Origin of the sequence: Gluconacetobacter brunescens (genome assembly GCF_048695475.1) — a bacterium.
Classification (GTDB): domain Bacteria; phylum Pseudomonadota; class Alphaproteobacteria; order Acetobacterales; family Acetobacteraceae; genus Gluconacetobacter.
In genome coordinates this window covers 331,531-357,965 of the sequence record NZ_JBLHEN010000001.1, presented here as the reverse complement: position 1 = coordinate 357,965, position 26,435 = coordinate 331,531, and the positions used below count along the sequence as shown (strand labels likewise).

At 66.7% G+C, this 26,435-nt stretch carries 22 protein-coding genes and 2 tRNA genes; 6 read left to right on the top strand and 18 right to left on the bottom strand.

The annotated features are described in order from the left end of the window. Positions 1–21: 21 nt before the first annotated feature. Positions 22–1,401: an O-antigen ligase family protein gene (locus ACMAUO_RS01480; RefSeq protein ID WP_420355237.1), complete on the top strand. Its 1,380-nt coding sequence runs from the start codon at positions 22–24 to the stop codon at positions 1,399–1,401. 155 nt (positions 1,402–1,556) lie between these two features. Then, positions 1,557–2,504: a glycosyltransferase family 2 protein gene (locus ACMAUO_RS01475; protein ID WP_420355236.1), complete on the top strand. Its 948-nt coding sequence runs from the start codon at positions 1,557–1,559 to the stop codon at positions 2,502–2,504. 145 nt (positions 2,505–2,649) lie between these two features. Here ACMAUO_RS01475 and ACMAUO_RS01470 read toward each other — a convergent pair. Next, positions 2,650–2,725, bottom strand: a tRNA-Glu gene (locus tag ACMAUO_RS01470). Positions 2,726–2,832: 107 nt separating this feature from the next. Further along, the gene (locus tag ACMAUO_RS01465; RefSeq protein ID WP_420355235.1) at positions 2,833–3,228 is read right to left on the bottom strand and encodes a hypothetical protein; all 396 of its coding nucleotides are present in this window, start codon (positions 3,226–3,228) and stop codon (positions 2,833–2,835) included. A gap of 66 nt (positions 3,229–3,294) precedes the next feature. Between ACMAUO_RS01465 and ACMAUO_RS01460 the strand changes: the two genes are divergently transcribed. After that, positions 3,295–4,263 (top strand): RluA family pseudouridine synthase, encoded by a 969-nt coding sequence (locus tag ACMAUO_RS01460; protein ID WP_420355234.1) that lies wholly within the window; start codon positions 3,295–3,297, stop codon positions 4,261–4,263. 250 nt (positions 4,264–4,513) lie between these two features. Beyond that, positions 4,514–5,398, top strand: a complete 885-nt coding sequence (gene rpoH / locus ACMAUO_RS01455) for an RNA polymerase sigma factor RpoH (protein ID WP_420355233.1) — start codon at positions 4,514–4,516, stop codon at positions 5,396–5,398. A gap of 65 nt (positions 5,399–5,463) precedes the next feature. Here rpoH and ACMAUO_RS01450 read toward each other — a convergent pair whose 3' ends face one another. The 5 genes from ACMAUO_RS01450 to argC form a co-directional block, all read right to left on the bottom strand. Continuing rightward, on the bottom strand, positions 5,464–6,753 hold the full coding sequence (locus ACMAUO_RS01450; RefSeq protein ID WP_420355232.1) for an adenylosuccinate synthase: 1,290 nt from the start codon (positions 6,751–6,753) through the stop codon (positions 5,464–5,466). 96 nt (positions 6,754–6,849) lie between these two features. Next, the gene (locus tag ACMAUO_RS01445; RefSeq protein ID WP_420355231.1) at positions 6,850–7,995 is read right to left on the bottom strand and encodes an ATP phosphoribosyltransferase regulatory subunit; all 1,146 of its coding nucleotides are present in this window, start codon (positions 7,993–7,995) and stop codon (positions 6,850–6,852) included. A gap of 49 nt (positions 7,996–8,044) precedes the next feature. Beyond that, positions 8,045–9,226 (bottom strand): phosphoserine transaminase, encoded by a 1,182-nt coding sequence (locus ACMAUO_RS01440; RefSeq protein WP_420355230.1) that lies wholly within the window; start codon positions 9,224–9,226, stop codon positions 8,045–8,047. Between the two features lie 17 nt (positions 9,227–9,243). Beyond that, positions 9,244–9,327 (bottom strand) — tRNA-Leu (locus tag ACMAUO_RS01435). A 76-nt stretch (positions 9,328–9,403) separates the two neighbouring features. Further along, positions 9,404–10,348 (bottom strand): N-acetyl-gamma-glutamyl-phosphate reductase, encoded by a 945-nt coding sequence (gene argC / locus ACMAUO_RS01430; protein ID WP_420355229.1) that lies wholly within the window; start codon positions 10,346–10,348, stop codon positions 9,404–9,406. A 142-nt stretch (positions 10,349–10,490) separates the two neighbouring features. On the opposite strand from argC, the gene mazG reads away from it, so the two are divergent. Then, on the top strand, positions 10,491–11,279 hold the full coding sequence (mazG, locus tag ACMAUO_RS01425; RefSeq protein ID WP_420355228.1) for a nucleoside triphosphate pyrophosphohydrolase: 789 nt from the start codon (positions 10,491–10,493) through the stop codon (positions 11,277–11,279). Positions 11,280–11,286: 7 nt separating this feature from the next. Here mazG and ACMAUO_RS01420 read toward each other — a convergent pair whose 3' ends face one another. From ACMAUO_RS01420 to dusB, 8 genes are all read right to left on the bottom strand, one after another. Further along, a complete protein-coding gene (locus ACMAUO_RS01420; protein WP_420355227.1) occupies positions 11,287–12,123 on the bottom strand; it encodes an inositol monophosphatase family protein in 837 nt (278 codons plus the stop codon). A gap of 42 nt (positions 12,124–12,165) precedes the next feature. Beyond that, positions 12,166–13,452: a GTPase HflX gene (gene hflX, locus ACMAUO_RS01415; protein ID WP_420355226.1), complete on the bottom strand. Its 1,287-nt coding sequence runs from the start codon at positions 13,450–13,452 to the stop codon at positions 12,166–12,168. A gap of 7 nt (positions 13,453–13,459) precedes the next feature. Beyond that, positions 13,460–13,756, bottom strand: a complete 297-nt coding sequence (hfq, locus tag ACMAUO_RS01410) for an RNA chaperone Hfq (RefSeq protein ID WP_420355225.1) — start codon at positions 13,754–13,756, stop codon at positions 13,460–13,462. 113 nt (positions 13,757–13,869) lie between these two features. Beyond that, positions 13,870–15,261 carry a nitrogen assimilation response regulator NtrX gene (gene ntrX / locus ACMAUO_RS01405; protein WP_420355224.1) on the bottom strand — a complete coding sequence of 464 codons (1,392 nt, stop codon included), beginning with the start codon at positions 15,259–15,261 and terminating at the stop codon, positions 13,870–13,872. Further along, the gene (locus ACMAUO_RS01400; protein ID WP_420357165.1) at positions 15,251–17,467 is read right to left on the bottom strand and encodes a sensor histidine kinase NtrY-like; all 2,217 of its coding nucleotides are present in this window, start codon (positions 17,465–17,467) and stop codon (positions 15,251–15,253) included. The genes ntrX and ACMAUO_RS01400 overlap by 11 nt, the downstream gene beginning before the upstream one ends. A gap of 94 nt (positions 17,468–17,561) precedes the next feature. Then, on the bottom strand, positions 17,562–19,016 hold the full coding sequence (gene ntrC, locus ACMAUO_RS01395; protein ID WP_420355223.1) for a nitrogen regulation protein NR(I): 1,455 nt from the start codon (positions 19,014–19,016) through the stop codon (positions 17,562–17,564). Positions 19,017–19,098: 82 nt separating this feature from the next. After that, positions 19,099–20,217, bottom strand: a complete 1,119-nt coding sequence (locus tag ACMAUO_RS01390; RefSeq protein WP_420355222.1) for a two-component system sensor histidine kinase NtrB — start codon at positions 20,215–20,217, stop codon at positions 19,099–19,101. Continuing rightward, positions 20,217–21,278, bottom strand: a complete 1,062-nt coding sequence (gene dusB / locus ACMAUO_RS01385) for a tRNA dihydrouridine synthase DusB (RefSeq protein ID WP_420355221.1) — start codon at positions 21,276–21,278, stop codon at positions 20,217–20,219. Before dusB ends, ACMAUO_RS01390 begins: the two co-directional genes overlap by 1 nt. A 244-nt stretch (positions 21,279–21,522) precedes the next feature. On the opposite strand from dusB, the gene ispF reads away from it, so the two are divergent. After that, positions 21,523–22,677, top strand: a complete 1,155-nt coding sequence (gene ispF / locus ACMAUO_RS01380) for a 2-C-methyl-D-erythritol 2,4-cyclodiphosphate synthase (protein WP_420355220.1) — start codon at positions 21,523–21,525, stop codon at positions 22,675–22,677. A 198-nt stretch (positions 22,678–22,875) separates the two neighbouring features. On the opposite strand, the gene ACMAUO_RS01375 is transcribed toward ispF, so the two are convergent. The 3 genes from ACMAUO_RS01375 to ACMAUO_RS01365 form a co-directional block, all read right to left on the bottom strand. Then, positions 22,876–23,088 carry a hypothetical protein gene (locus ACMAUO_RS01375; RefSeq protein ID WP_420355219.1) on the bottom strand — a complete coding sequence of 71 codons (213 nt, stop codon included), beginning with the start codon at positions 23,086–23,088 and terminating at the stop codon, positions 22,876–22,878. Between the two features lie 134 nt (positions 23,089–23,222). Continuing rightward, positions 23,223–23,984, bottom strand: coding sequence for an ATP12 family chaperone protein (locus ACMAUO_RS01370; protein ID WP_420355218.1), 762 nt, complete (start codon positions 23,982–23,984; stop codon positions 23,223–23,225). Next, entirely contained in the window at positions 23,981–26,434 is a 2,454-nt protein-coding gene (locus tag ACMAUO_RS01365) for an AsmA family protein (RefSeq protein ID WP_420355217.1), read from the bottom strand. Before ACMAUO_RS01365 ends, ACMAUO_RS01370 begins: the two co-directional genes overlap by 4 nt. Between the last annotated feature and the right edge of the window lies 1 nt (position 26,435).

Here is a 26,435-nt window from a genome sequence, read left to right as displayed (position 1 = left end):
GCTACAGTAGCAGGTACACGCATGGAAACATACAAGGAACCAGGCTGGGTCCATCGCCTCTCTGCTTGGGTTCTCCTGCTCACGCTGCTGTACTCGGTGATAGGCATTCCCAATTTTCATCGCGACGCCCTGACGGTCAGCGATACGGATTCCGTCAATCCTATCAATCGTTTCATATGGCTAGCCCTTCTGGCCGCGGCCCTTCCCCTGATCAGGGTCAGGTGGAGCAGGTTGCAAGACACGTTCAAGGCCGCCTGGCCCCTTGTCGCCCTGTTCATTTACTTTACGTGCAGCACGTTCTGGGCACTCGATCCCGATGCTTCGAAGCGCCGGGTCCTGCTCGCATGGGTGCAGATTATCCTTGTGGCAACATTGACTTGCTCCATACGTGACAGGCTGCTTCTGATTCGCTGCATCTTTCTGAGCTGCGTCATCACAGCATGCGCCGACCTGATAACGTGGGTCATCATGCCCGGTTATGCCATGACCGACGAAGGCCTGGCCGGCTTGCAGCCTCAGAAGAATCTGACCGGCCTGATCATGATGTATGGCCTTCTGGCAGGCGGAACACTGCTTTTTTGTGGCCTCGGTCGCCGGGAGCGTTGGTTGACGCTGGGCGGAAACGTCTTGCTGCTGGCCCTTCTTCTCGCAAGCCGCTCCAAGACCTGTCTCGCCATCATCCTCGTGATTCCGGGACTGCTATGGCTATTTTCCACCCTCGTCCGCACCCGCAGAGTGACGGCGATCGCCATAGCCTGCGGCACCTTCGGCTGCGCGATCAGCGCGATCTTCGGCTATCTGATCTGGTGCACCACGACCAGTAACGACCCGATGCTTCTTTTCCGGAACATGACTTTTACGGGGCGCACGGATCTCTGGACCTTCATGCTCCTCGAAATCCAGAAGCGCCCATGGTTCGGGGCCGGTTTCTATTCATTCTGGGCCATCAACCCCGCCGTTCAGCCCAGTTTGAAGACATCCATGTGGTTCGGCAGCGAGGTTCATATCAACGAAGGCCACCAGGGCTACATCGACCTGATGGCGACAGGCGGCCTGGTCGGATTTACCCTGGGCGTCGGGGTCCTGATTTATGCAATCATATTGGCCATAAGGGCGATCGCCAAAACGCCGGTGCGGAACAGGCCGCACCCGGCGACCATGACCAAGCCCGTGGCATTCTTCCACCTTGCCTTTCTACTGGCCCTGAGTATTCATAATTTCACGGAGTCCAATCTCTTCAGCAATAATGGCTTGCTGGCTGTGGCGCTCTATTTTTCATTATTCGACCTGACTTGCTGGAACAGGCAGCAAATCATGCTCGATCCGGCGCGGAAACCGTGGGAAGGATCGGCCACCGTCACCTTGTCTGCCCATGCGCACGATGCGCCTCTCGTCCATTAATCATGACGGCGTGACGGCAGGCCAATGGTCCGCGCAAGCCCTCTCCTGCCCGGCAACCGCTTCCACATCTGGAGGTACCTACCCATGCCTCATGACTGTGTTAGCATCGCACGACGATCGTATCCCATTGAAAACGGTGAGGAATTAATAAACCCATGACAGAGGCTTCGGAGCAGGCATTGGTCCCCTCCACCATCGATATCAGCATCGTGGTTCCATGTTACGACCGCCTGAATTTGCTGGAACGCACCCTCCAGGCCTGCCTGGCGCAACGGGTCGATGCCGGGATCTCATGGGAGATCGTTGTCGCCGATAACCATCCCGCCCGCCTGGCCGCACCGGTGGTCTCGGCGTTCGACAGCCAGATCCCGCTGCGTCATGTCGCGGCTGGCGACCGCAATATCGCCGAGGCGCGCAATCTTGGCGTCGAGGCGGCGAAGGGCGCGTTCATCGCATTCGTCGATGACGACGAGGCACCCGAGCCCGATTGGCTGATGGCCCATTATCGATGCCTTGCCCGAACGGGGGCCGATGCCAGTTTCGGCGCGATCTACCCGATTTTCGAAGGCGGCTCCGCCCCGGACTGGGACCCGCAGGGCCGCTATTACAGCACGGATTTCGGACTGCCCGACGGCACGACGATCGAGCCGCTGAAATGGTTCCCTCCCCGTCCCCGCGGGGTCAGCACGGCGAATGTCATGCTGAGACGCTCTTCCTGTTTTTCAGAGGAAAAGCCGTTCGACGAAGCGTTCGGACGCTCCGGAGGTGAGGATACATTGCTCCTCCTGCGTCTGGCACAGGCTGGCAGGCGATTCGTGTGGTGTGCTGGCGCCCATGTCATCGAATTCAATGAAATCGGTCGGCTGAGCTTTCGCTATATGTGTCGGCGGGTTCAACGGAGTTCCCGGCATTCGGCCGAAGTCCGCATGGCGATCAGTTCCCACAAGATGGCAACCCGCATCAGCATCTATTTTATCGCATTGTCGCAATTATCGGTTTACGGCATTTTGTGGCTATTGCGCCGCAAGCCGGCCTACGTGCTTCAAATCTGCAAAGCCCTCGGAAAACTCGGCTTCGCCCGACTCGAATTCATACCGGAATAAAGCAGGCGGGGCGGCTCAGGCCGTCCCACAGAATACTGTGTTGGAAATATACTGATACCTGTGCATATGATGCTCAGAAAGAGCGCCTGCACATCTGTCGATGGCTGCTTTTATCAAGCAGCCATTATGCCACCAACCAAGTCAGTGGCGTCCCGTACGGGATTCGAACCCGTGTTACCGCCGTGAAAGGGCGGTGTCCTAGGCCTCTAGACGAACGGGACGTTGGACGAGGCAGCTTCTATGACATCGCGAGAGGGGACGCAACCCACCCAAAGCAGGAAAATCGGCTTGCAGCACTTTTTTTCCAAGATCGAAGCTTTTCAGGCGATTACGGAGCGGGCACGACCTGAGCAGCCACCGGACTCACAACCAGACGGCCAATGATCCGCCGATTCTGGACATCCCACAACAGCACCCGGTCCGGCCCACCGCCGGTCAGCGCCACCGCCAGCAGCCCCTCGCCCTGCCGGGTCAGACCGGCCACATGCGTGCCTGCGGGTTCACCCAGCACCAGTTCGCCATAATCGCCCACCGGCAGCACAGCCGGTTCGGCAGCAGTCCGCGCAATCGCTGCCGGCTTCGGGTGGGATATCCGATGGACCAGTACGCCGACCAGCACCAGCGAACCCACCGCCAGCAGTACCCCCATGCCGATCACGGCGGCCAGCAGCCCCCTCGAGGCCCCCACGCCCGGCCCCGATCCACTCACGCCCTGTCCACTCATGATTGTCTTGATCCATCCTGGCCCGGCATGATGTTCCAGCCGGGCGATTTCCGTTAAGAGCCGTGCATGATCGACGACACGCCCCCTGCCCGCGTCACCGCGACCGAAGAACATGCCGGCCAGCGAACCGACCGCTTCCTGGCCGATGCGCTCGATACGCTGTCGCGCTCGCGCGTCAAGGCCCTGATGGAAGCCGGCCACGTGCTCCGCGACGGCCAGATCCTGCGCGAGCCCGCCGATCCGGTGCGGCCCGGCCTGTGTTATGAAATCAGGGTTCCCCCGGCAATCCCCGCCACGCCCCAGGCCCAGACCATCCCCTTCGCCATTCTGTACGAGGATGCCGACCTGATCGTGCTCGACAAGCCCGCCGGGCTGGTGGTGCATCCGGCACCGGGCAACGAGGACGGCACGCTGGTCAACGCCCTGCTGGCCCATTGCGGCGACAGCCTGACGGGAATCGGCGGCGAGCGGCGCCCCGGCATCGTCCACCGGCTGGACAAGGACACCTCGGGGGTCATGGTCGTCGCCAAGACCGAACAGGCCCACAAAGCCCTGTCCGATGCTTTCGCGACCCGTGATATCGACCGCACCTACCTGGCCCTGGCATGGGGGTTGATGACCCCGGCCAGCGGCGGGTTCGAAGGCGCGATCGGCCGCGACAAGCGCGACCGCAAGCGCATGGCCGTGGTCACCCATGGCGGCAAGGCGGCACTCACGCACTACCGTACCCTGTCCACCTATCATGGCGCGCTCAGCCTGGTGGAGTGCCGGCTGGCGACCGGCCGCACCCATCAGATCCGCGTCCATTTCTCGCATGGCGGGCACCCGCTGGTCGGCGATCCGGTCTATCTGCGCCGTATCCCCGCCGCCGCGCGCACCCTGCCGGAGGACGCAAAACGCGCCGCGCTGGATTTCCCGCGCCAGGCCCTGCACGCCGCGCGGCTGGGCTTCACCCATCCCCGCACCGGCGAGACCATGCTGTTCGAAACCGCCCCACCGGCCGATTTCAAGGCGATCCTGGCAAAGATTGCTTAGTTTTAAGGCAATATCCGAGGAGCTTCCTTGACGCTCCCAGACCGGGCCGATAGGCTTGGTCCATGCTTCGACGGGTGACGCTACCGTCGGAATGGACGTCCCGCGATGGTGCGGCCCTCGGAGGGGGTGCCACGCGGGGACGTGAAGTCCATCCAAGCGCCATACGGGCCGGCCATGCAACCCTGTCGCCAGATGTGCCTTTAGGACATCAGCGGGACATGGCCTCCCTCAGGGAAAAGGAGTCCGACCAATGGCCTCTTCTGTTCTCAATGTTGGTCCCGAGACCAACCTTTCAAGGTACCTCCAGGATATCCGCAAGTTTCCGATGCTCTCGCCGGAAGACGAGCAGCGTCTGTCGCGGAGCTGGCGGGACAAGGGCGATACCAAGGCCGCGCATGCGCTGGTCACCTCGCACCTGCGGCTGGTCGCCAAGATCGCGATGGGATATCGCGGCTATGGCCTGCCGCTGGGCGAGCTGATCAGCGAGGGCAATATCGGGATGATGCAGGCGGTTCGCCGCTTCGATCCCGATCGCGGCTTCCGGCTGGCGACCTATGCCATGTGGTGGATCCGCGCCGCGATCCAGGAATATATCCTGCATAGCTGGTCGCTGGTCAAAATGGGCACCACCGCCGCCCAGAAGAAGCTGTTCTTCAATCTGCGCCGCCTGAAGGGCCAGATGCAGGCCATCGATGACGGCGATCTGCAACCCGAGCAGGTGAACCAGATCGCCAAGTCGCTGGGCGTGCCGGAACAGGACGTGATCAACATGAACCGCCGGCTGTCGGCGCCCGATCACAGCCTGAACGCCCCGCTCCGCGCCGACAGCGAAGGCGAATGGCAGGACTGGCTGGTCGACGACCACGACAACCAGGAAGAAACGCTGGCGGAAAGCGAGGAATTCAGCGGCCGCAAGGCCCTGCTGGACAACGCGCTGAAAACCCTGAACGAGCGCGAGCGGCACATCCTTACCGAACGCCGGCTGAAGGACGAACCGTCAACGCTGGAAGACCTGTCGCACACCTACAACATCTCGCGCGAGCGGGTGCGCCAGATCGAGGTCCGGGCTTTCGAGAAGGTCCAGGCCGCGATGAAGGCGGAAGTCGAAGCCCATCGCGGTGCCAGCGCGGCCTGACCACCGGCCATACGACCCAACAAAAAAGGGCCGGACCATCAGGTCCGGCCCTTTTCGTATGAGCCTCAGCCCTCGAACGGGTCGCGCATCAGGATGGTGTCGTCGCGCTCGGGGCTGGTGGAGAGCAGCGTCACCGGCGCTTCGACCAGTTCCTCGATCCGGCGCACATACTTGATCGCCTGTGCCGGCAGGTCGGCCCAGGAACGCGCGCCACGGGTGCTGTCGGTCCAGCCTTCCATCGTCTCATAAACCGGGGTCACACGCGCCTGCGCCGCCGGAGCCGAGGGGAAGCTGCGGATTTCCTTACCGTCCAGTTCATAGCCGACGCAGACCTTGATCTCCGGCAGCCCGTCCAGAACGTCCAGCTTGGTCAGCGCCAGCCCGTTGATGCCGCCAACGCGCACCGCACGGCGCACCAGCATGGCGTCGAACCAGCCACAGCGGCGCGGGCGACCGGTCACGGTGCCGAACTCATGCCCCCGCGTGCCCAGCGTACGCCCCATCTCGTCATGCAGCTCGCTGGGGAACGGCCCCTCGCCCACGCGGGTCGAATAGGCCTTGGCGATGCCCAGTACGAAACCGACCGTGCCCGGCCCCACACCGCTGCCCGTCGCCGCATTGGCCGCGATGGTGTTGGAACTGGTGACGAACGGATAGGTCCCGTGATCGACATCCAGCATCACCGCCTGTGCGCCTTCGAACAGAATGCGGCGGCCGGCCCGGCGCGCGTCGTCCAGCAGATCCCACACCGTGTCCATGTAGGGCAGCACGCGCGGGGCCAGAGCGTTCATGTGCTCCAGCAGCGCGGCCTTGGTGAAGGTCGGCGCCCCCAGCCCGGCCAGCAGCGTGTTGTGATGCAGCAGCAGTTCGTCCAGCTTCCACTCCAGCGTCTCCGGCTCGGCCAGATCGCACAGACGGATGGCCCGACGCGCCACCTTGTCCTCATAGGCCGGGCCGATACCACGGCCGGTGGTCCCGATCTTGCGCGCGCCGCGTGCCTCTTCGCGGGCCCGGTCGATCGCACCATGCACCGGCAGGATCAGCGGCACGTTCTCGGCGATGCGCAGCGTCTCCGGCGTCACCTTCAACCCCTGCGCCGTCACTCGGTCGATTTCCTTCAGCAGGGCCTCGGGGTCGACGACGACGCCGTTGCCGATCACGCCCATCTTGCCGCGCACCAGGCCGGAGGGCAGCAGCGACAGCTTGTAGGTCTGGTCACCGACCACCAGCGTATGGCCGGCATTGTGCCCGCCCTGGAAACGGACGACGATATCCGCCCGGCTGGCAAGCCAGTCGACGATCTTGCCCTTCCCCTCGTCACCCCACTGGGCGCCGATCACGGTGACGTTGGACATCAGAAGCTCCTCAGAAAAACAGTCCAGCCGGGACGCAACACATAAAAATAAAAAGAGGCGACACAGGCCGTCCAGCCGCCCGGCTTAACAGGCGCGTCAGTTCAGCGCCACCACTCCGTCGCCGGCCACGATCATATCGCATTCCAGCCGCCGCGCCTCGGCCTCGCTGTCCGCGACGGACACCAGCCCATCGACGGTCGCATAGCCCTCGGCCCGCAGCCGTTTGCCAACCGCCGGATCGCTCCCCACGGGCAGGAACACGCGCACCCGGCCGGCCCGGGCGGGCGCCGCGCGCAGTAGCGCCTCGGGACGCAGCGTCAGGCCACAGGCCGGCTCGTCATTATTGGAGACATAGCGCCCGCCACGTCCCAGCTCTTCATGCTGCCCACGGGCATAAACCGTCACGCAGACGCCGGTATGATAATGCAGTCCCCGGAATTCGACCGGATCAATGGTCAGGCGAATGTCCGGCACCCGCGCCTTGATCGCGGCAAAGGTGGCGGCCAGACGCTCGCTCAGCACCCGAACCGGCGCGGGCAGCACCAGCCTGCCCAGCACCGACAGCGCCCGCTCGGCCGGCCCGGCCGCATGCAGCAATTCGGTCAACACCGGTGCCAGCCCACCGGCCAGCTTCGCCACCGCCGCCGCGTCCTTGCGATCCAGCGCCCGCATCAGCGCCTGCCGCTCGGCGGGCGTAAAGCCCACTTCCGCAATCAGCGCCGGCGCCAGCGGCGGCATCGTGAGGTCGAACGACACACCGGGCACCCCCAGCGCCGCCAGCGCCTCGGCACCCAGCGCCACCACTTCGGCATCGGCTTCGGGCGTATCCGGCCCGATCAGTTCGATGCCGGCCTGGGAAATCTGCCGGTCGCTCTCCCGCGCCCCGCCACTCGCCTGCACGCACAGCCCGGTATAGGACAGGCGCAGCGGGCGCGGCGCATCGGCCAGCCTCGTCGCGGCAATCCGTGCGATCTGCGGCGTGATATCGGGCCGCAGCGCCATCATGCGCCGCGTGTCCGGGTCCATCAGACGAAACGCCTGGTCGGCCACCGCCGCGCCGGACCCGCTCAGCAGCGTGTCCTCGAATTCCAGCAGAGGCGGCTTCACCCGGCTGTAGCCATGCGAAGCGAAGACCCGCATCAGGCTCTCCATGCCGGCGGCCTCGGCCTCGGCGTCGGAAGGCAGCAGATCGACAAAGCCTGCGGGCAGCAGGGCGGGATTGGGAGGCGGATCGTCCGTCATGCGCGCGCCTATATCATCCTTGCGGCCATTCGTCAGCCCACGCGCGGGCTCAGGCGAACTCTGAGCGTATTTCGGCTTCGGCCCAGTCCAGCCACGGCATCAATGCACGCAGATCGTCGGCCTCGACGGTCGCGCCGCCCCACAGCCGCAGCCCCGGCGGCGCATCGCGATAGCTGCCGATATCCAGCCCCACGCCCTCGGCTTCCAGCAGACTGACAATCCGCTTGGCCGCCTTGGCCTGCGTCGCCGCATCCAGCGCCACGAACCAGGGCGCCACGATTGTCAGGCAGATCGCGGTGCTGGACCGCTCGGCCGGATCAGCAGCCAGGAAAGAGGCCCAATCCGACCGCGCGACCCAATCCGCCACCACCGCCAGATTGGCCTGGCTGCGGGCAATCAGCGCCGGCAGCCCGCCAATGGCCTCGGCCCAGCGCAGCCCGTCCAGTGCGTCCTCGACGCAGAGCATTGAGGGCGTATTGATCGTATCGCCCTTGAAGATGCCTTCGATCAGCCGCCCCTTCGCCGTCAGGCGGAAGATCTTCGGCAGCGGACGCGGCGGCGGCATCTCTTCCAGCCGGCGCACCGCACGCGGCGACAGGGCCAGCATGCCATGCGCCGCCTCGCCGCCCAGCACCTTCTGCCAGGACCAGGTCACCACATCCAGCCGATCCCACGGTAGATCCATCGCGAAGGCGGCCGAGGTGGCATCGCAGATCACCAGCCCGTCGCGCTCCACGGGAATCGCCGCACCATCGGGAATACGCACGCCGGACGTCGTGCCGTTCCACGCCAGCACCACGTCATGCGCCCAGTCCACCTGCCCCAGATCGGGCAGACGGCCATAGCCGGCCTTCAGCACCCGCGCGGCCGGCGCATGCAACTGGTTAATGATATCGTCGGCCCACGTCGCCGAGAAACTCTCGAACGCCAGCACATCGACCGGCCGTTCGCCGACCAGCGACCACAGCACCATCTCCACCGCGCCGGTATCCGACGCCGGCACGATCCCCAGCTTCCAGTCATCCGGCAGGCCGAGAATGGCGCGCGAGCGGGTAATGACCTCGTTCAGCCGTGCCCGCCCCTCGGGCGCGCGATGCGAGCGGCCCAGCAGCGCGCCGGAGAGCGCATCCAGCGACCATCCCGGACGCTTGGCGCACGGGCCGGAGGAAAAACAGGGATTGGCGGGGCGCACGCCCGGCTTCGCGATCGCGTCGGGAGAGAGAGCAGACATCATCCGGTCCGGAGAAATGGTACGAGAGAGGGGACTCGAACCCCTATGCCTTGCGGCGGTCGATTTTGAGCCGACTACGTCTACCGTTCCGTCACTCTCGCCTGCGGGCCTCCTTATCAGCAAACCGGCCCGGCAGGCAATCACGCAGGAACGATCAAACGATCCCCCGGCAAACGATCACCCGGCGTGGGGCGCGGGCGCCGCCACCCCCAGCATCAGGGCGATATTCTGGATCGCGGCGCCCGAAGCCCCCTTGCCCAGATTATCCAGCCGCGCGGTCAGCACCGCCTGTCGCCGCGATTCGTTGGCATGGACCCGCAATTCCATCAGGTCGGTTCCCGCCAGCGTCTCGGCGGAGAGGTCCGGCATGGGTTCCGCCACACTGATCCGGTCCGAACCGGCATAGAAATCGGCCAGCACCGTCCGCAGGTCGCCGCCCATCGCCGGCTGGGCCAACATATCCAGATGCAGCGGCACGGAGACGATCATCCCCTGCGGAAAATGCCCGACCGACGGAACAAACACGGGCGCACGGGTCAGCCCCGCATAACGGGTAATCTCGGGCAGATGCTTATGCTCCAGCCCCAGTCCATACAGCAGGAAAGCCGGCCCCCCCTCGCGCTCATGCGCCTCGATCATCGCCTTTCCGCCGCCGCTATAGCCGCTCACCGCATTGATCGTCAGCGGCGTATCAGGGGCAAGCAGCCCGGCCTGAACCAACGGCCGCAGCAGCGCGATCGCCCCAGTCGGATAACAGCCGGGGTTCGAAACCCGCGCCGCCCCAGCGACCTGCGCCGCACACCCTTCCCCCATTTCCGGAAACCCGTAGACCCAGTCCGGATCGACACGAAACGCCGTGCTAGCATCCAGCAGCCGGGGCGCCCGACCACCGGAAGCCGCGATCTCCGCCGCCATCGCCGCAGCCTCGCGCGAAGCCGCATCGGGCAGGCACAGCACCACCAGATCGACCGATTCCATCATCGCACGACGGGCGGCGGCATCCTTGCGGTGCTCCGGCGCAATCGAACGCACCGTCACCGGCAGCGCGTCGAGGCGCTGGCGAATGCCCAGCCCCGTCGTGCCCGCCTCGCCGTCAATGAAAACCGTCGCCTGTCCGTCCATGATATCCCCCATCCTGGGCGCGGGACTATAATCCCTGCCTGCCCCGCCAGCCAGTGCCTCCCGGCCCCGCGTCACGCTGGACGCGCCCGCCTCGCCGGTGCAGAGAGAAACGATCCCGCCGACACCAGCACGGAGCCCCCGGATGTCCGACGCCGCCCAGGCCCTCACGCGCCTTCTCGACATCATGGCCCGCCTGCGCGACCCCGTCAGCGGCTGCCCGTGGGACCGCGAGCAGGATTTCGCCTCGATCGCCCCCTACGCGATCGAGGAAGCCTACGAGGTCGAAGACACCATCGCCCGGCAGGACTGGGCCGCCCTGCCCGACGAACTGGGCGACCTGCTGCTCCAGGTAGTGTACCACGCCCGCATGGGCGAAGAGGCCGGCCGGTTCGATTTCGCGACAATCGCCGGCATGATCGGCGACAAGATGGTCCGCCGCCATCCCCACGTCTTCGGCGATGCCGCCCTGGCCCCCGGCCAGTGGGAAGACGGCAAGGAACAGGAACGCCTCGCCCGGCGCGAGCGCGGCACACTGGCCGGCATTCCCACCGCCCTTCCCGCCCTGCTGCGCGCGCGCAAACTCTCGGCCCGCGCCGCCCGCGTCGGATTCGACTGGCCCGACGCCAAGGACGTCGCCGAAAAGGTGGACGAAGAAATCGCCGAACTGAAAGTCGAGCTCGATTCGGGCGACCGCGACCGAATCGCCGACGAACTGGGCGACGTGCTGTTCACCCTCGCCACCCTGGCCCGCAAGCTGGACCTGGACCCGGAAGCCTGCCTGCGTCAGGCCAACGCCAAATTCACCCGCCGTTTCACCGGGGTCGAACAGCATCTGGCCGAGCGCGGCATGACCCCGGCCGACAGCACGCTGGCCGACATGGAGGCCGCCTGGCAGGCGGTGAAGCGGCAGGAGCGCGAAGGCAAAGCCTGACCAAAAATCAGCCCGGATCCAGCAGCAGGTCCCGCAGATCCTGCCAGCTTGCCCGGTCGGGGGCATAAAGCAGACCCCCGGCACGGTCGGTCACGCAATAGGGCGATCCATCGAAATGGGCGCAATAGCCGCCGGCCTCGCGATGGATCAGCCAGCCGGCCAGATGGTCCCACGGCATGGTGCGGTTGAAGAGCAGGAAGTGGCATTTCCCGTCCACCAGCATCAGATATTCCTGCGCCGCACAGCGGAAATCCCACGACCCCATCACGCGCGGCAGGTTACGGGCCACCAGGTCGCGTACCGGACGCGGCAGATAGCGCCACGAGGCATTGCCGCACATCTCGGCCGCCGGCACCGGCGGCGCGCAGCGTAACGGCCGCTCGGCATCGTCCGGCCCCACCAGCCACGCCCCTTCGCCACGCACCGCCAGCGCCGCGACATTGCAGACCGGATCGAGAATCGCCGCCCCGATCACCTCGCCCCGACGCAGGATCGCCACCATGACGCCGAACAGCGGCACCCCGGCCGCATAATTCGCCGTCCCGTCGATCGGGTCGATCACATAGGCCAGATCCGCGTCCTCGATCGCATCCACCAGGGCGGGCCGGGCGCAGACCGCTTCCTCGCCGATCACCACCGCGCCGGGCGAAAGACGCAGAAAAGCCTCGGTCATGTCATGTTCGGCCGCCTCGTCGGCCACCGTCACCACATCCAGCTTGCTGGTCTTGCAGCGGATGGCATCCGCGCCCAGATGGCGGAAGGACGGCATGATCCGCTCCGCCGCCGCCTGCCGCATGATGTCCAGAACCGTGCGCATATGCGCGCCCGAAACCGCGACCGTCATGACATTGTCTCCCCTTCCCGGCCATCCGGCCCGGGCGGGCGCCTACCGGTCGCGGCTGGCCAGTTGCTGTTCGAACCGCGCGCGATCGGCCGGCAGCAGCCGCACCGTCACCACGATAGCCTGCTCGCCGTCATCCCGCGTTGTCACTTCACCATGAGCATACAGCCAGGCCAGCAACGCACCGTCCTTCACCGGGATGGTGTAGTCGACGACTTCCATCGCCTCTGTCAGGCGCTGGTCGATCGCCGCCAGCAATTCCGGCAGCCCGTCACCGGTAATCGCCGAAATCGCGACACTCCCGGCCCGCACCGGCACTGCGTCGCACCCGCCCAGCAGGTCGGCCTTGTTTTGTACCTCAATCACCCGCCGGCGCCAGTCGCCTTCCAGCGTCCCGCTGGTCGCCATGCCCTCCAGCACTTCCTCCACATCGGCGCGCTGCGCCGTGGTGTCCGGATGCGAGATATCGCGCACATGCAGGATGATGTCGGCCTCGGCCACCTCTTCCAGCGTCGCGCGGAAGGCGGCGATCAGTTCGGTTGGCAGGTCGCTGATGAACCCCACGGTGTCGGAGAGGATGATCCGCCGGCCCGACGGCAGGCGAATCCCGCGCATCGTCGGGTCCAGCGTCGCGAACAACTGGTCCTGCGCATAAACCGTCGCCCCGGTCAGGGCATTGAACAGGGTCGATTTGCCGGCATTGGTATAGCCGACCAGCGCCACCACCGGAAACGGCACCCGCCGCCGCGCGGCCCGATGCAGGCCACGGGTGCGCCGCACCTGCTCCAGTTCGCGCTTCAGCCGCACGATGCGGTCGCCGATCATGCGGCGATCGGCCTCGATCTGGGTCTCGCCCGGCCCGCCAAGGAAGCCGAAGCCGCCGCGCTGCCGCTCCAGATGGGTCCAGGTCCGCACCAGCCGGCTGCGCTGGTACTCCAGATGGGCCAGTTCGACCTGGAGCGAGCCTTCCTTGGTGGCGGCACGCTCGCCGAAAATATCCAGGATCAGGGCCGTCCGGTCGATGACCTTGCAGCCCAGCGCCTTTTCCAGGTTCCGCTGCTGCACCGGCGTCAGGCGCGTATCCACCACCACGACGGCGACGCGATCCTCCTGCACCGCCTGGCGCAGCGACTCCACCTGGCCGCTGCCCAGCAGCGTGGCCGGCCGGCGCGTGCGCAGCAGCAGCACCGCCTGGCGCACGATCACCAGCCCGATCGACGCCGCTAGACCCACGGCCTCTTCCAGCCGGGCTTCAGCGGCGCGAACCTCGTCCTGACGGTCCGGCCGCTCCCATGGCAGGATAACGGCGGCCCGTGTGGGCGACTGCGCCACGGGAGCCTCAGACGAGATCGGATTCTCCCGCCAGATCCTTGTCCGACAGATCCACGGCGGCACCCTCGGGGCGCGAGGGGTCGAACAGCACGACCGGCGTCGCCGGCATCACGGTGCTGATCGCGTGCTTGTAGACAAGCTGCGTGTGGCCATCACGCCGCAGCAGGACGGAAAAATTGTCGAACCAGGTGATGATGCCCTGCAACTTGACACCATTGACCAGAAACACCGTGACCGGCGTCTTCGAGCGCCTGACATGGTTGAGAAAAACATCCTGAACGTTCTGCGTAGGTTCTTTTGCCACGGTTGGGCCTTACTTGCTCTGTCGGCGAGGACGAACGCCGCACAAGCCGCTCCGTTCCCCGCCAATAATACGGTTGGCCCTCTCTAGCAGGCCCTTCCCCGGGGGGCAAAACCTCATCCTGCTCCCCGCTCGTCGGACGTCACGCCCAACTGCTTCAGCTTGCGGTGCAGCGCACTGCGCTCCATGCCCACGAAGCCCGCGGTACGGCTGATATTGCCGCCGAATCGCAGCAATTGCGCCTGGAGATACTGGGTCTCGAACAGGTCGCGCGCCTCGCGCAGCGGCAGGCCCATCACGTCGGCGGCGGGGTCGAATTTCAGCAGCGTCGGCGCCCCCTGCCCCACCTGCGGCGGCAGCATCTCGGCGCGGATCGGATCGGTGCCGTTCCCCGGCATCATGATCAGCAGCCGTTCCATCAGGTTGCGCAGCTCGCGCGAATTGCCGGGCCAGTCATAGCTCTGCAAGGCCGCGATGGCATCGCCCGACAGGTCGCGCAGCGGCAGGCCGGCATTTTCCGCCGCCCGGTGCAGGAACATCCGCGCCAGGCCCGGAATATCCTCCCGCCGCTCCCGCAGGCTGGGCACGCGCAGCGGCACCACCGCCAGCCGGTAATACAGGTCCTCGCGGAACCGCCCGGCGGCAATCAGCTCCTGCAGGTCGCGGTTGGTCGCCGCCAGCACGCGGACATCGACCTTCACCCGCGTGGCGCCCCCCACGCGCTCGAAACTCTGGTCCTGCAACGCACGGACGATCTTGCCCTGGGTCTCGATCGGCATGTCGGCCACTTCGTCCAGCAGCAGCGTGCCTCCATGGGCGCGTTCCAGCACCCCGGTACGGCGCCCGCTGCCGTCCGCCGTGCCCTCGATGCCGAACAGTTCTTCCTCGAAGCGCCCCGGCGCCAGCGTGGCGCAGTTCAGGGCAACGAACGGCCCCTCGGCCCTGCGCGACCGGGCATGGATCATCCGCGCCGCAACTTCCTTGCCCGCGCCGGCGGCACCCGAAATCAGCACGCGCGAACCGCTGGGCGCCACCCGCTCGATCTGGTTGCGCACGGCGGCAATGGCCGGGCTGTCGCCGAACAGCGTCGCCTCAGCCCCCGCGCGCAGGCGCAGTTCCGCATTCTCCCGCGCCAGGCGCGAGGCCTCCAGCGCACGGCGGACCACCAGCAGCAGCCGATCGGACTGGAACGGCTTCTCGATAAAATCGTAGGCACCGTGCTGAAGGGCGGCAACGGCCGTCTCAATCGTGCCATGGCCGGAAATCATGATCGTGGGAACGACCGGTTCCTCGCCCTGGATCGCCTGCAGGATGCCCAGCCCGTCCAGGCGCGATCCCTGCAACCAGACATCCAGAATCACCAGCGACGGCCTGCGCGCCCTAAACGCGCTGATCGCCGAATCCGAATCTCCCGCCAACCGGGTCTCGTAGCCTTCGTCGCGAAGGATCCCCTCGATCAGCAGCCGGATATCCGGTTCGTCATCAACGATCAGGATTTCATGCGCCATGCTCGTCCTTTACCGGCAGTATCAAGATCGAAACAGCTCCCCGTCCGTCTGGCCTGTCCTCCAGACGGATGCTTCCCCCATGATCTTCCAGAATTTTCTTGACGATCGCCAGCCCAAGCCCGGTTCCCTTCGGCTTGTGGGTCACATAGGGCTCGGTCAGACGCCGCCTGTCTTCCTCAGGCAGACCGATCCCATCGTCGACGACCGCGATATGGGCGGCCGTCCCTTCGATACGCAAGACAATCCGGATAGAGCCGACCGGTCCGGCCGGGCGATCGGCAGCATCACCATCTTTCGGAAGCATTGCAATGGCATCGGCAGCATTTTGCAACAAATTGGTCAAGGCCTGCCCGACCAGCCGCCGGTCGCACGAGACGATCGGCCCATGGTCGGGCAGGTCGGTCTCGTAATGGATCTCGGGATGCGCGTTGCGTTGCAGGATCAGGGCCTCGCGCACGATTCGCGACAGGTCCTCGGGCCGCATGATCGGCTGCGGCATCCGCGCGAATGCCGAGAATTCGTCCACCATCCGCCCGATATCGCCCACATGCCGCACGATCGTATCCGCGCACTGGCTGAACGTCTCGGGGTCGGAGGTGATTTCCCGCAGGAAGCGGCGCTTCAGCCGTTCGGCCGCAAGCTGGATCGGCGTGAGCGGATTCTTGATCTCATGGGCGATCCGCCGCGCGATATCGGCCCAGGCCGCCTTGCGCTGGGCCGCCTGCAAGGCCGTGATGTCATCGAACGTCACCACATAGCGGTCCGGCGCCCCCCCGGTGGTCTCGCTCCCGATCCGGACCAGCAGCGTGCAGGCCTTGGTGCCCGATCCCACATGGATCTCGCCCGTCCACACCCGGTCGGGCGCACCCGCCGCCTCGTTCAGCATCGGGCCGAATTCGGGCACCACATCCACCAGACGCTTTCCGACGGCAGCCGGCAGATCATGTTGCAACAGCACGCTGGCCGCCCGATTCGGCAATTCGATCACCTGCTGCGCATCCAGCCCGATCACCCCGGCCGACACGCCCGAGAGCACCGCCTCGGTAAAGCGCCGGCGCTCGTTGATCTGGCCATAGGCGATCATCAGTTCCGAACGCTGGCTGGAAAGCTGGTCGGTCATGCGGTTGAAGGCGCGCGACAGGCTCGACACCTCGTCATGCCGCTCGCCTTCCGGCACCCGTACTTTCAGATCGCCGTCGCTGATGCGCTCCGAGGCCAGGATCAGCAGCCCCAGCGGCCGCACGATCTGGTTGGCCAGCACCAGCCCCACCAGCACGGCGGCAAAGAGCACCAGCAGCCCCACCAGCGCGAAGATCAGCACGAAGGTAAACTGGATCTTGGACCGGTTCCGGTTCAGCCGCTGATAGTCCGCCACCACCATCTCGGTCTTGTGCATGTGGTCGAGAATCGACGGATCGACCGGCCGGGTAATCACCAACATCAGCGCCGGCGTATCGCCCAGCGAAATCACCGCCCGCACCGTCTTCTCGTCCGGCGAATCGAGAATCGCAATCTCGTTGGTGCGGGCCATCATGGTGGCCGAAGGCGGCGGCAGGGCCTGCATGTCGCCCGCCCGGCTCATCAGCCCGCCCTTGGCCACCACGGTATTGGTCAGCGGATCATAGATCACCGCCTCGTTCAGCCCGCGCAGGGTCGCCTGCGAATCCAGCACCTGATCCAGCGCCTCGGGGTCATGCATCAGGTCCGACCCCGAGCCCTCCAGGCTGTTCGCCGCCCCGGCCAGGTAATTGGCCAGCGAGAACGCCTCGGTCCGGATATTGGCGTTATGTTCCTGCAAATACCCGCGCGAGGCCTGGAGCGCCTCGTTCAGCGCCGTGTTCACGCGGTCGCTGAACCAGATCTGGATGCCGTAATGGAAAAACACGGCGGCAAACGTGCCCACCACCACCGTCGGCGCCACCGCGACGATGCCGAACAGCGTGACAAGGCGCACATGCAGCCGTGCCCCCGCCAGGCCGCGCCGCCTGTCGGCCATCACGCGCCCCAGGCGCTCCGCCAGCGCCAGCGCCAGCAGCAGCAGCACCAGGAAGTTGAGGATAAAGATCAGCGCCTGGATGTGCGGATAATGCGTTACCGACATCCCGCCCGACAGCACGACGAAGGTCGCGACGCCGAAGCACAACGCCAGCGCCACCAGGGCAATGGCGACATTCCGCCGGGCCAGCAGCCCGAACAGCCCCCGCATCAACCCCATTCCCGACGCCAGCCGCCGAATATTGAAACCGTGCCCGGGGGTCAGCACCCGATTGTCGCCCGACGCTTAAAAAGACTCATGACAGTCAGCTTACGCCGCGAACGACCGGTATTTCCAGATCCCGGATCTTCTTGCGCAGGGTATTGCGGTTCAGGCCCAGCATCGCCGCGGCCTTGATCTGGTTGCCCCGCGTGGCAGCCAGCGTCATCTGGATCAGCGGCCGCTCGACCTCGGCAATCACCCGGTCATAGATATCGTGCAGCGGCATGCCATCCTGCCCCGCCGCCAGGAAATGCCGGATATGCCGGGCGACGGCATCGGCCAGCGGCTCCTTGGCCAGAATCTCCGGCGCCTCCGCCTCCTGGTCGTGCGACGCCGCCTCCGCCAGTTCCTGGTCCACCAGGTCCGCCGTGATCGTCTCCTGCGGATACAGGGCCGCCAGACGACGCATCAGGTTTTCCAGCTCGCGGACATTGCCCGGCCAGCGGCTGGCCTGCAGGCGCTCGATCGCCCCATCGGCCAGGATCTTGGCCGGCAGCCCGTCCTCGCGGCAGCGATCCAGGAAATGCCGCGCCAGCAGCGGGATATCCTCCACACGCTCGCGCAGTGGCGGCAGCCGGATCGGCACCACGTTCAGCCGATAGAACAGATCCTCGCGAAACGTCCCGTTCCGGATCGACTGGCGCAGATCGCGATGCGTCGCCGCGACGATACGGACATTGGCCCGGATCGGCTGCCGCCCGCCGACGGTCGTAAACTCGCCTTCCTGCAACACGCGCAGCAGGCGGGTCTGCGCCTCCGGGGGCATGTCGCCGATCTCGTCGAGAAACAGCGTCCCGCCCGCCGCCTGTTCGAACCGGCCCGGATTGCGGCTGGTCGCTCCCGTAAAGGCCCCCCGCTCATGCCCGAACAACTCGCTCTCGATCAGTTCGCGCGGAATGGCCGCCATGTTGACGGCCACGAACGGCCCGCCCCGCCGGCGCCCGTAATCATGCAGCGCCCGCGCCACCAGTTCCTTGCCGGTGCCGCTTTCACCATTGATCATCACCGTCAGGTCGGAGGTCGTGAGCCGCGCGATGATGCGATAGATATCCTGCATCGCCATCGACCGGCCGATCAGCGGCATCCGCTCCTCGGATTCGGGCGGGGTCGCCGGCTCGACCAGCGTGCGGGCCGGCGAGGCCAGCGCCCGCTCCACCACCGCCAGCAATTCCTTCAGGTCGAACGGCTTGGGCAGATATTCGAACGCCCCGCGCTGGGTCGCCTTCACCGCCGTCATCAGCGTGGATTGCGCGCTCATCACCAGCACGCGCATGTCCGGCCGTGCCCGCTTGATGCGCGGAATCAGGTCCAGGCCGTTCTCGTCGGGCATCACCACGTCGGTAATGACCAGATCGCCCTCCCCTTCCTCGATCCACTGCCACAGGGTGGCGGCGCTGGCGGTGGTGCGCACCTGATAACCGGCGCGCCCCAGCGCCTGGCTGAGAACGGTGCGGATGGAACGGTCGTCATCGGCAACAAGAATGGTCGGAAGGGGCATACGAAATCCGGTCTCTCAGTCGAAACGGGCAACAAGGAAAAGGAATAAAAAAACGAAGAAGACGGCCGCGCGGGATCGCGGGTCAGGGGTGCGCCCGCCCCTCCGCCACCACGGGCAGGTGCAGCAGGACTTCGGTCCGGCCAGGCCGGCTGTTCACCTCGATCACCCCGCCATGATCGCCGATGATCTTGCCCGCCAGCGCCAGCCCCAGCCCGCTCCCCCCGGCCTTGGTGGTCAGGAAGGGCTCGAACAGATGGGGCCGGATACTTTCGGGAATCCCGGCGCCGTTATCGCGCACCGAAACCACCAGCGGCAGTTCGACCCGCTGCTCCATACCCGGCACCGCCAGGCGCACGCCATGGCGATAGGCGGTGCCGAGCGTGATTTCGCCCTTCCTGCCCTCTCCGGCCACAGCCTCGGCGGCATTCTTGACCAGGTTCAGCAGCACCTGCACCAGCTGGTCGCGATTGCCCCATACCGGCGGCAGCGACGGGTCATATTCCTCGACAAAGCGGATATCGGCGGCAAATCCCTGCTGTGCCAGCAGCCGCACATGCTCCAGCACCCGATGAATGTTCACCGGCCGCCGCTCCAGCGGCTTGTCGCTGAAAATCTCCATCCGGTCGACCAGGTCACGGATCCGGTCCGCCTCGTCACGGATCAGCACCGCCAGTTCCCGGTCACTCTCCGAGACCGATCCCTCCAGCAACTGCGCCGCCCCCCTGATGCCGGAGAGCGGATTCTTCACCTCATGCGCCAAAATCGCGGCCATGCCGGAGACGCTGCGCGCGGCGGAACGAAAAGTCAGTTGCCGATCCAGCGCCCGCGCCGCCGACGAATCGTGAAAAGTCAGCAGCACCCCGTCCGGATGCTCGGCCACCAGCGTTCCCTGCACGGTAATGCCGCTGCGATGCAGCCGGGGGCCGTCCAGATTCAGTTCATGTTCCGCGATCGTCACCCCGTCGCGCCGCACCTGCTCCACCAGCAGAAAGATCGGATGGTCCGCCGCCAGCACGTCGGAGAGATGCATCTGCACCAGATGCTGGCTGGACATGCCGAAGAACGGCTCGGCCGCGCTGTTAACGTGGCGGATGCGGTTGTTCTCCCCCACCAGCATCACCGGCAGGGGCATGGCATCCAGCAGCGCCGCCCCGTCCGGCCGGGGCAGTGCATCGGGCGGCAGGCTCGCTTGCATGGGCATCAGGCCGCCTGGGCGGCGTCCTGGCCGCCCGACGCACTGCCCCGGCGCTCCCGGCCCGAACCGGCGGCAATCTGCCGGTCGTAGAAATCCCCGATCATGGCAATCGCCACCGCCGCCTCGTCCACCTTGTTGATCGCGGCACGGAAACCCGCCGAATCCGGCAGGCCGGCCGAGTACCAGGACACATGCTTGCGCGCCAGGCGCAGCCCGGGGTGCGCGCCGAAATGCGAGAGCATCATGTCGTAATGCTCCAGCACGATCGCCTTTTCCGTCGCCAGGTCCGGGTCGGGTATTTCCTCGCCGGTCGTCAGCGCATGCCCCACCTGCGCCAGGAACCACGGCCGGCCATAGCAGCCGCGCCCGATCATCACCCCGTCGGCGCCAGACTGCGCCAGCGCCCGCCGCGCGTCATCGACGGTCAGGATATCCCCATTCACGATCACCGGCAGCGACACCGCCTCCTTCACCGTGCGGACGAAGGCCCAGTCGGCGGTGCCGGTATAAAATTGCTGCCGCGTGCGGCCATGCACCGTGACCATGCGAATACCGGCCTGCTCGGCCATCCGCGCCAGCACCGGCGCGTTCAGGCTGGCATGGTCCCAGCCCATGCGCATCTTCAGCGTCACCGGCACGTCCACCGCCCGCACCACGGCCTCCAGCAGCCGCCCCGCCAGCGCCTCGTCGCGCATCAGTGCCGAGCCCGCCATCTGGCCCACCGCCACTTTCTTGACCGGACAGCCAAAATTGATGTCGATCATGTTCGCGCCACGATCGACGGCAATCCGCGCCGCCTGCGCCATCGCCTCGGGCTCGCAGCCGGCAAGCTGCACCGCGTTCGGCCCGTCATCGTCCGCCACCTCGGCCATGCGCAGCGTCGCCTGGTTCTCGCGCACCATGGCCCAGGACGCGATCATCTCGGAAACCACCAGCCCCGCGCCCAGGCGGCGCGCCAGGCGGCGGAACGGCAGGTCCGTCACGCCCGACATCGGGGCGAGAATCACCGGGGTGCGCAGCACCACGCCCCTCCCCAGATCGACAGGACGCAACAATTCGGACGACATGGACGGCACTACCCCCATCTGGGCTGACAGATCATGCCTTCGTCTCGCGGCGCGACACTGGGATGCGCAACACCGGGATGGACGAATTTCCAGCATGGATGCTCAGGATTTAAGCAGAATATCGACTTTGAGAGCATCACGCAATCGCGATAGCAGCCAAACGGACGGAAACGGGACGTCGGGCGCCCGAAACAAATGCGTCCCGGCGCTTGACGCCGCCGGGCGTCCGCCGCATTGCTCCGCCATGCGTGTTGCAGCCATTCTTCTTGCCGCGGGCGTGGGCCGACGTTTCAGCGCCACGACGGCATCGCCTGTCGCCAAGCAGTATCTGACGCTCGGCGGCCGGCCCATCATCCGCCACGCGGCGGATGCCCTGTTCCCTCATGTGGACCTGCTCCAGCCGGTCGGCGACACCGCCGCGCTGGCCGAGGCCCTGCACGGCCTGGACACCCTCCCACCCGTCGCTGGCGGCGCCAGCCGCCAGGAAAGCGTCCGCGCCGGGCTGGAGGCACTGGATCGCCTGCCGGCATCCGAACGCCCCGACCTGGTGCTGGTCCATGACGGCGCCCGCCCCTACGTGCCTGCCGAAGTCACGCAGGCCGTCATCGCGGCCCTCGCGACCCACCCCGGCGCCATCCCGGCGGTGCGCGTGGCCGACACGCTCAAGCGCGGCCATGGCGGCGTCATCACCGCCACCGTCCCGCGCGACGATCTCTATCGCGCCCAGACACCGCAGGGCTTCCGCTTCGCGCTGCTGCGCGACCTCCATCGCGGCGCCGCCGCCACCGACGCCACCGACGACGCCGCCCTGCTGGAAACGGCGGGCCACACGGTCGCGCTGGTCGCCGGCTCGGAAGACAATATCAAGCTGACCTACGAGGAAGATCTGATGCGCCTGGAACGGCTGATCGGTCCGACATTGCTGCCGCGCACCGGCATCGGGTACGACGTGCATGCCTTCGCCGAGAACCGGCCTCTGATCATCTGCGGCATCACCGTGCCCCATGATCGCGGCCTGGCCGGCCATTCCGACGCCGATGTCGGCATCCACGCCCTGTGCGACGCGATCTACGGCGCGCTGGCCGAAGGCGATATCGGTCGCCATTTCCCGCCCAGCCAGAACGAATGGAAAGACGCCGACAGCGCGCGCTTTCTCGTTCATGCCGGGCAGCGCATCCGCGACCGGGGCGGCATGCTGGTCAACGCCGACGTCACGCTGATCTGCGAACGTCCCAAGATCGGCCCGCATTCCGAAGCGATGCGCCAGCGCCTGGCCGACCTGCTGGAAGTCGGCATCGACCGCATCTCGGTCAAGGCTACCACCTCCGAGCGTCTGGGCTTTACCGGCCGCGAGGAAGGGATTGCCTGCACCGCCAGCGCCACAGTCCTCGTCCCCTAACCCTGTTCGGAAATGCGCGCTGGTGGCGATCCGGCGCGCGTTTCCTGCGCTTCGCTGCTCACGGCCGTCAAGGCCGCTCCGCTGCGATGCTCGGAAACACACGCCGGCCGTGCCGCTTCGCGGCACTCTCGCTCACCAGCCCACATTTCCGAACAGGGTTTCCACCTCCCGCACCGGGAGGGAGCATGGCGTTAATCTTCAGCCGTCGATTGCCATGATGACGACGACGACGGGCACGATCGCCAGCAGCACCCACGCGCCCATGGCGCAGGTCGCGACCCAGTGGGCGACACGCTGCCGTGTGCGACGCGACGAACCGGAGCAGTCAGCCTGGCCTTTCGATGACCGGTCGATCTCATGCGCGGCAATCCCCGGCATTTCCGAAAGCGGCCGCAAATCGATCAAAGCCATGCGCTCACTCCTGAGTCGTCGTTGTTCTCCGTTCCTTCTACAGCGAAGCTCTGTAACAGAGTGTTTGGCTCGGTGTCGGAACGCAAGCCGCAAGCTGCCGACACTTTATGGCGGTTCCATGACCGCCCCGGCCGTTACGAATCGGCCCGCAACAGCGCCAGAAACGACGCGGCGTCCATAACATCCAGCCCCAGCGTCTCCAGGCGCCCGGCCTGCTCGGCGTCGTGCCCCCAGAGTTCCATCTGGGTCCGCTCGTCCAGGGTCGCGCAGGCCATGACCTGCTCCGCCGTCAGCCGTCCATCCACCAGCGCCAGCCCCAGCACCAGGCTGCCCAGCGCCGGCACGGCAACACCCAGCGCGGCCAGCACCCCGTCCGGCAGTCCCTCAAGCACCGCCTGTAGCCCCGCCAGCGCCTCGGGCGGCTGATCGACCGGCATCACCCCGTCGGTGCTCCGCAGCACGACACCATACCGGGCACGCAGCCATTCCAGCCACGGGTCCCATTCCTGCTGCTGGAGCTCGACCAGCAGGGCCGGATAGCGCACGCGGTAACACAACAGTTCGTGGCGGGCGTATCCCAGCAGCACGCCGATCACGGCCGCCCGGTCGGGCGCGATGCGCTCCAGCATCGTTCCGGCAATCCGGGTCAGCCGCAGGTCGGACGGCGCGAAGTCGCCCCCTTTCGTGCCACCTCCCGCCGCCTGCCACTCCCCGGCCAGTGCCTCGGCCAACGCGCGACTGCCGACCCGCAGCACCGCCCCACCCGGCAGACGCACCGGCCGGCCGTCCAGCCGAACCGCGAAGCCCTCGGGCTCCGACACCACCTCCGCATGGTCCCAGAAGCGGCGTCGTGTGGCGGGGGCGGAAGGTTGAGGCGTCACAGGCGTACCCTTCATCGAAACAATCCAAGACCGCGCAGAATATTCATCACCTTCGGCGCCTTGGCCTTCGGCGCGGCATCCGGTGCCGGGCCGGGCTGTTCCTCGCGCGCCGCCTTCAAGGCCTCGGGGCACGGGTCGCCGATCCCCACCGCCGGCCCGATGGTCAGCGTGAAGCGATGCCCCGGCCCCGCCGCTTCCGGCCGGGGCTGCGGCGCCCGGATCGTACCGGCGACCACGATCGGCATCGAGGCGCCGCCGCCACCGATCAGCAGTTGCGGCATCAAATGCAGGTCCAGGTCCTGCTGCGCCAGGCCGATCGTCCCATGGCCGGTCATCGCCAGCCGAAAGGTCTGCAACCCGATCGTATCCAGCGCCGCCCGCCCGTCACCCAGCGTCATATGCACACCCAGGCACCGCAGCGCGACCGAGGTGCCCCGCGTGGCGGCGGAGGCATCCGGCCCCAGCAGGCGGCCCAGCGTATTGCCGTCGATCTGCCCCCTGACCATCGACAGGCCCAGATGCCCGCCCAATTGGTCACGCAGCGCAGCCCGATCATTCCCCTGGGTCTGCACACTGCCGACCAGTTGCAGGCTGCCGCGCAGCATCGGCGTCAGGTCGAGCGCCTGGGCCAGCCAGTCGGCCGGCAGCACCAGCGTCCGCACATCGGCCGACAGGCGCGGCACCGCACCCGACGCATCGACGGACAGCACGGCATCCAGGCTGCGCCCCGCGCCATCGGCATGCAGCGGATCAATCGTCAGATGCCCGCCCCGCAGCACGAAATGGGCTTCGGCGGCATGATAATCCTCGTCATACAGCCGCATCCGGTCCGCCGTCAGGTCCAGATCCCCATCCATCTGCCGCAGACGCTCGAAGGGCAGCGGCGCATCGGCCGCCGCATCCTCCACCACCGGAGGCGCCGCCGGCGCGCCCCCGTCAGCCGAAGGCTCGCCGTCCGGCGCAGCCGCACGCAGCGAATCCACATCCAGCCGGCTGGCATGCAGCCGCCCGTTCAGCAGCGGCACCCCGTTCGTCCCGCCCTGCCGGAGAAAAGACAGTTCCCCATCCAGCGTCATCTGCGCCGAATCCAGCCGCAGCCCCGTCAGGCGAATGTCGGAACCGCCCCGAACCGCCAGATGCGCATCGGCGGTCAGATGATCCAGCACCAGATTGCCGGGCAGCGACAGCCGGCCGGCGGTCAGGTGACTGTCGAGGGCCGACTGGCCGCCCCCGACCGTTCCCCCCAGCCGCAGGCTTCCACCCGCGACATCCACCACCAGATCCAGCGGCATCGCACTGCCCAGAAAGCTGCGCGCCGCGGCCAGGGTCTCGGCCGGCGTCCCCAGCGTGCCATGCAGCGCGAACGGCTGGCCGGCATAATGCCCGGCGGTCTCGATCGCCACATGATCGGCCGGCGTCGGCGCATCCACCGCCAGACGATCCAGCACCAGCCCGCCCACCACCGGCAGGCTGCCGATCGCCCCGGTGCGCAGCCGCACCTGCCGCAGGCCCGGCATCGGCGCGGTATCCGATCCCAGATCGACCACGTGCGCCGTCAGGTCGATATCATGGATATCCGGCAGATTGGCATGCACGAACAGCCGGTTGAGATCCCCCAACTGCCCGATCGCCAGATGCACCGCCGCATCATAGCCACGCAGGCGCATGGGGTCGGAGAGGCTACCCTCCAGCGTGGCGGAGCCCGCATCCCGCCCCTCGATCCGCAACGAAGCCTGCAAGCGGACCGGCCATGCCGAGGGCTCCGCCCCGAAAAGCCGGCCAACCTGCCCCGACACGCTGACGACCGCGGACGAATCCCCCTGCCGATGCCCCTGAACATTGATCGAGGGTTTCGAACCGGTCAGCCCGGACAGATCCAGGCTGTCCAGCGTCACCGCCCCACTGGCATGGGCACGCTGGTCATCCCAGCGCAGATCGGCATCCCGGACCCGCACGCTGCCGATCCGGACCTGCCATGGCGTCGAGGGCGAAGACACACCGCCCGGCGGCTTATCCGATTCGGCCGGCGGCTGCATCTGCCAGTTCGCGCGCCCGTCCGCCATCCGCTCCACCAGCAGGTCGGGATGGGTCAGGCGCACATCTTCCAGCCGGATTTCGCGCCGCAACAGCGGCAGCAGCGCCAGCCGAGCATCCAGTTCGCTGGCCGTCAGCATCTCCGGCCGCGCCCCGCCCGGCATGTCCGACAGCGCCAGATCCCGAACGGAGAGCGACGGATAAGGCAGCAGGTGCACCTGCACCGCCCCCACCTTCAGCACACGGCCGGTCTGGCGCCACACCGCCGCCACCGCCTGCTCGCGCAGCACGGTGGGATCGAGCCGCATCCACGCACCCACTACGCCACCGGCACCCAGTACCGCCAGCAAGGCAAGTCCCGCCAGCAGACGCAGGCGACGCCGTTTCGGTCGCGGCGGCTTCGGTTCCCCTTCCAACACGACCGGCAGCATG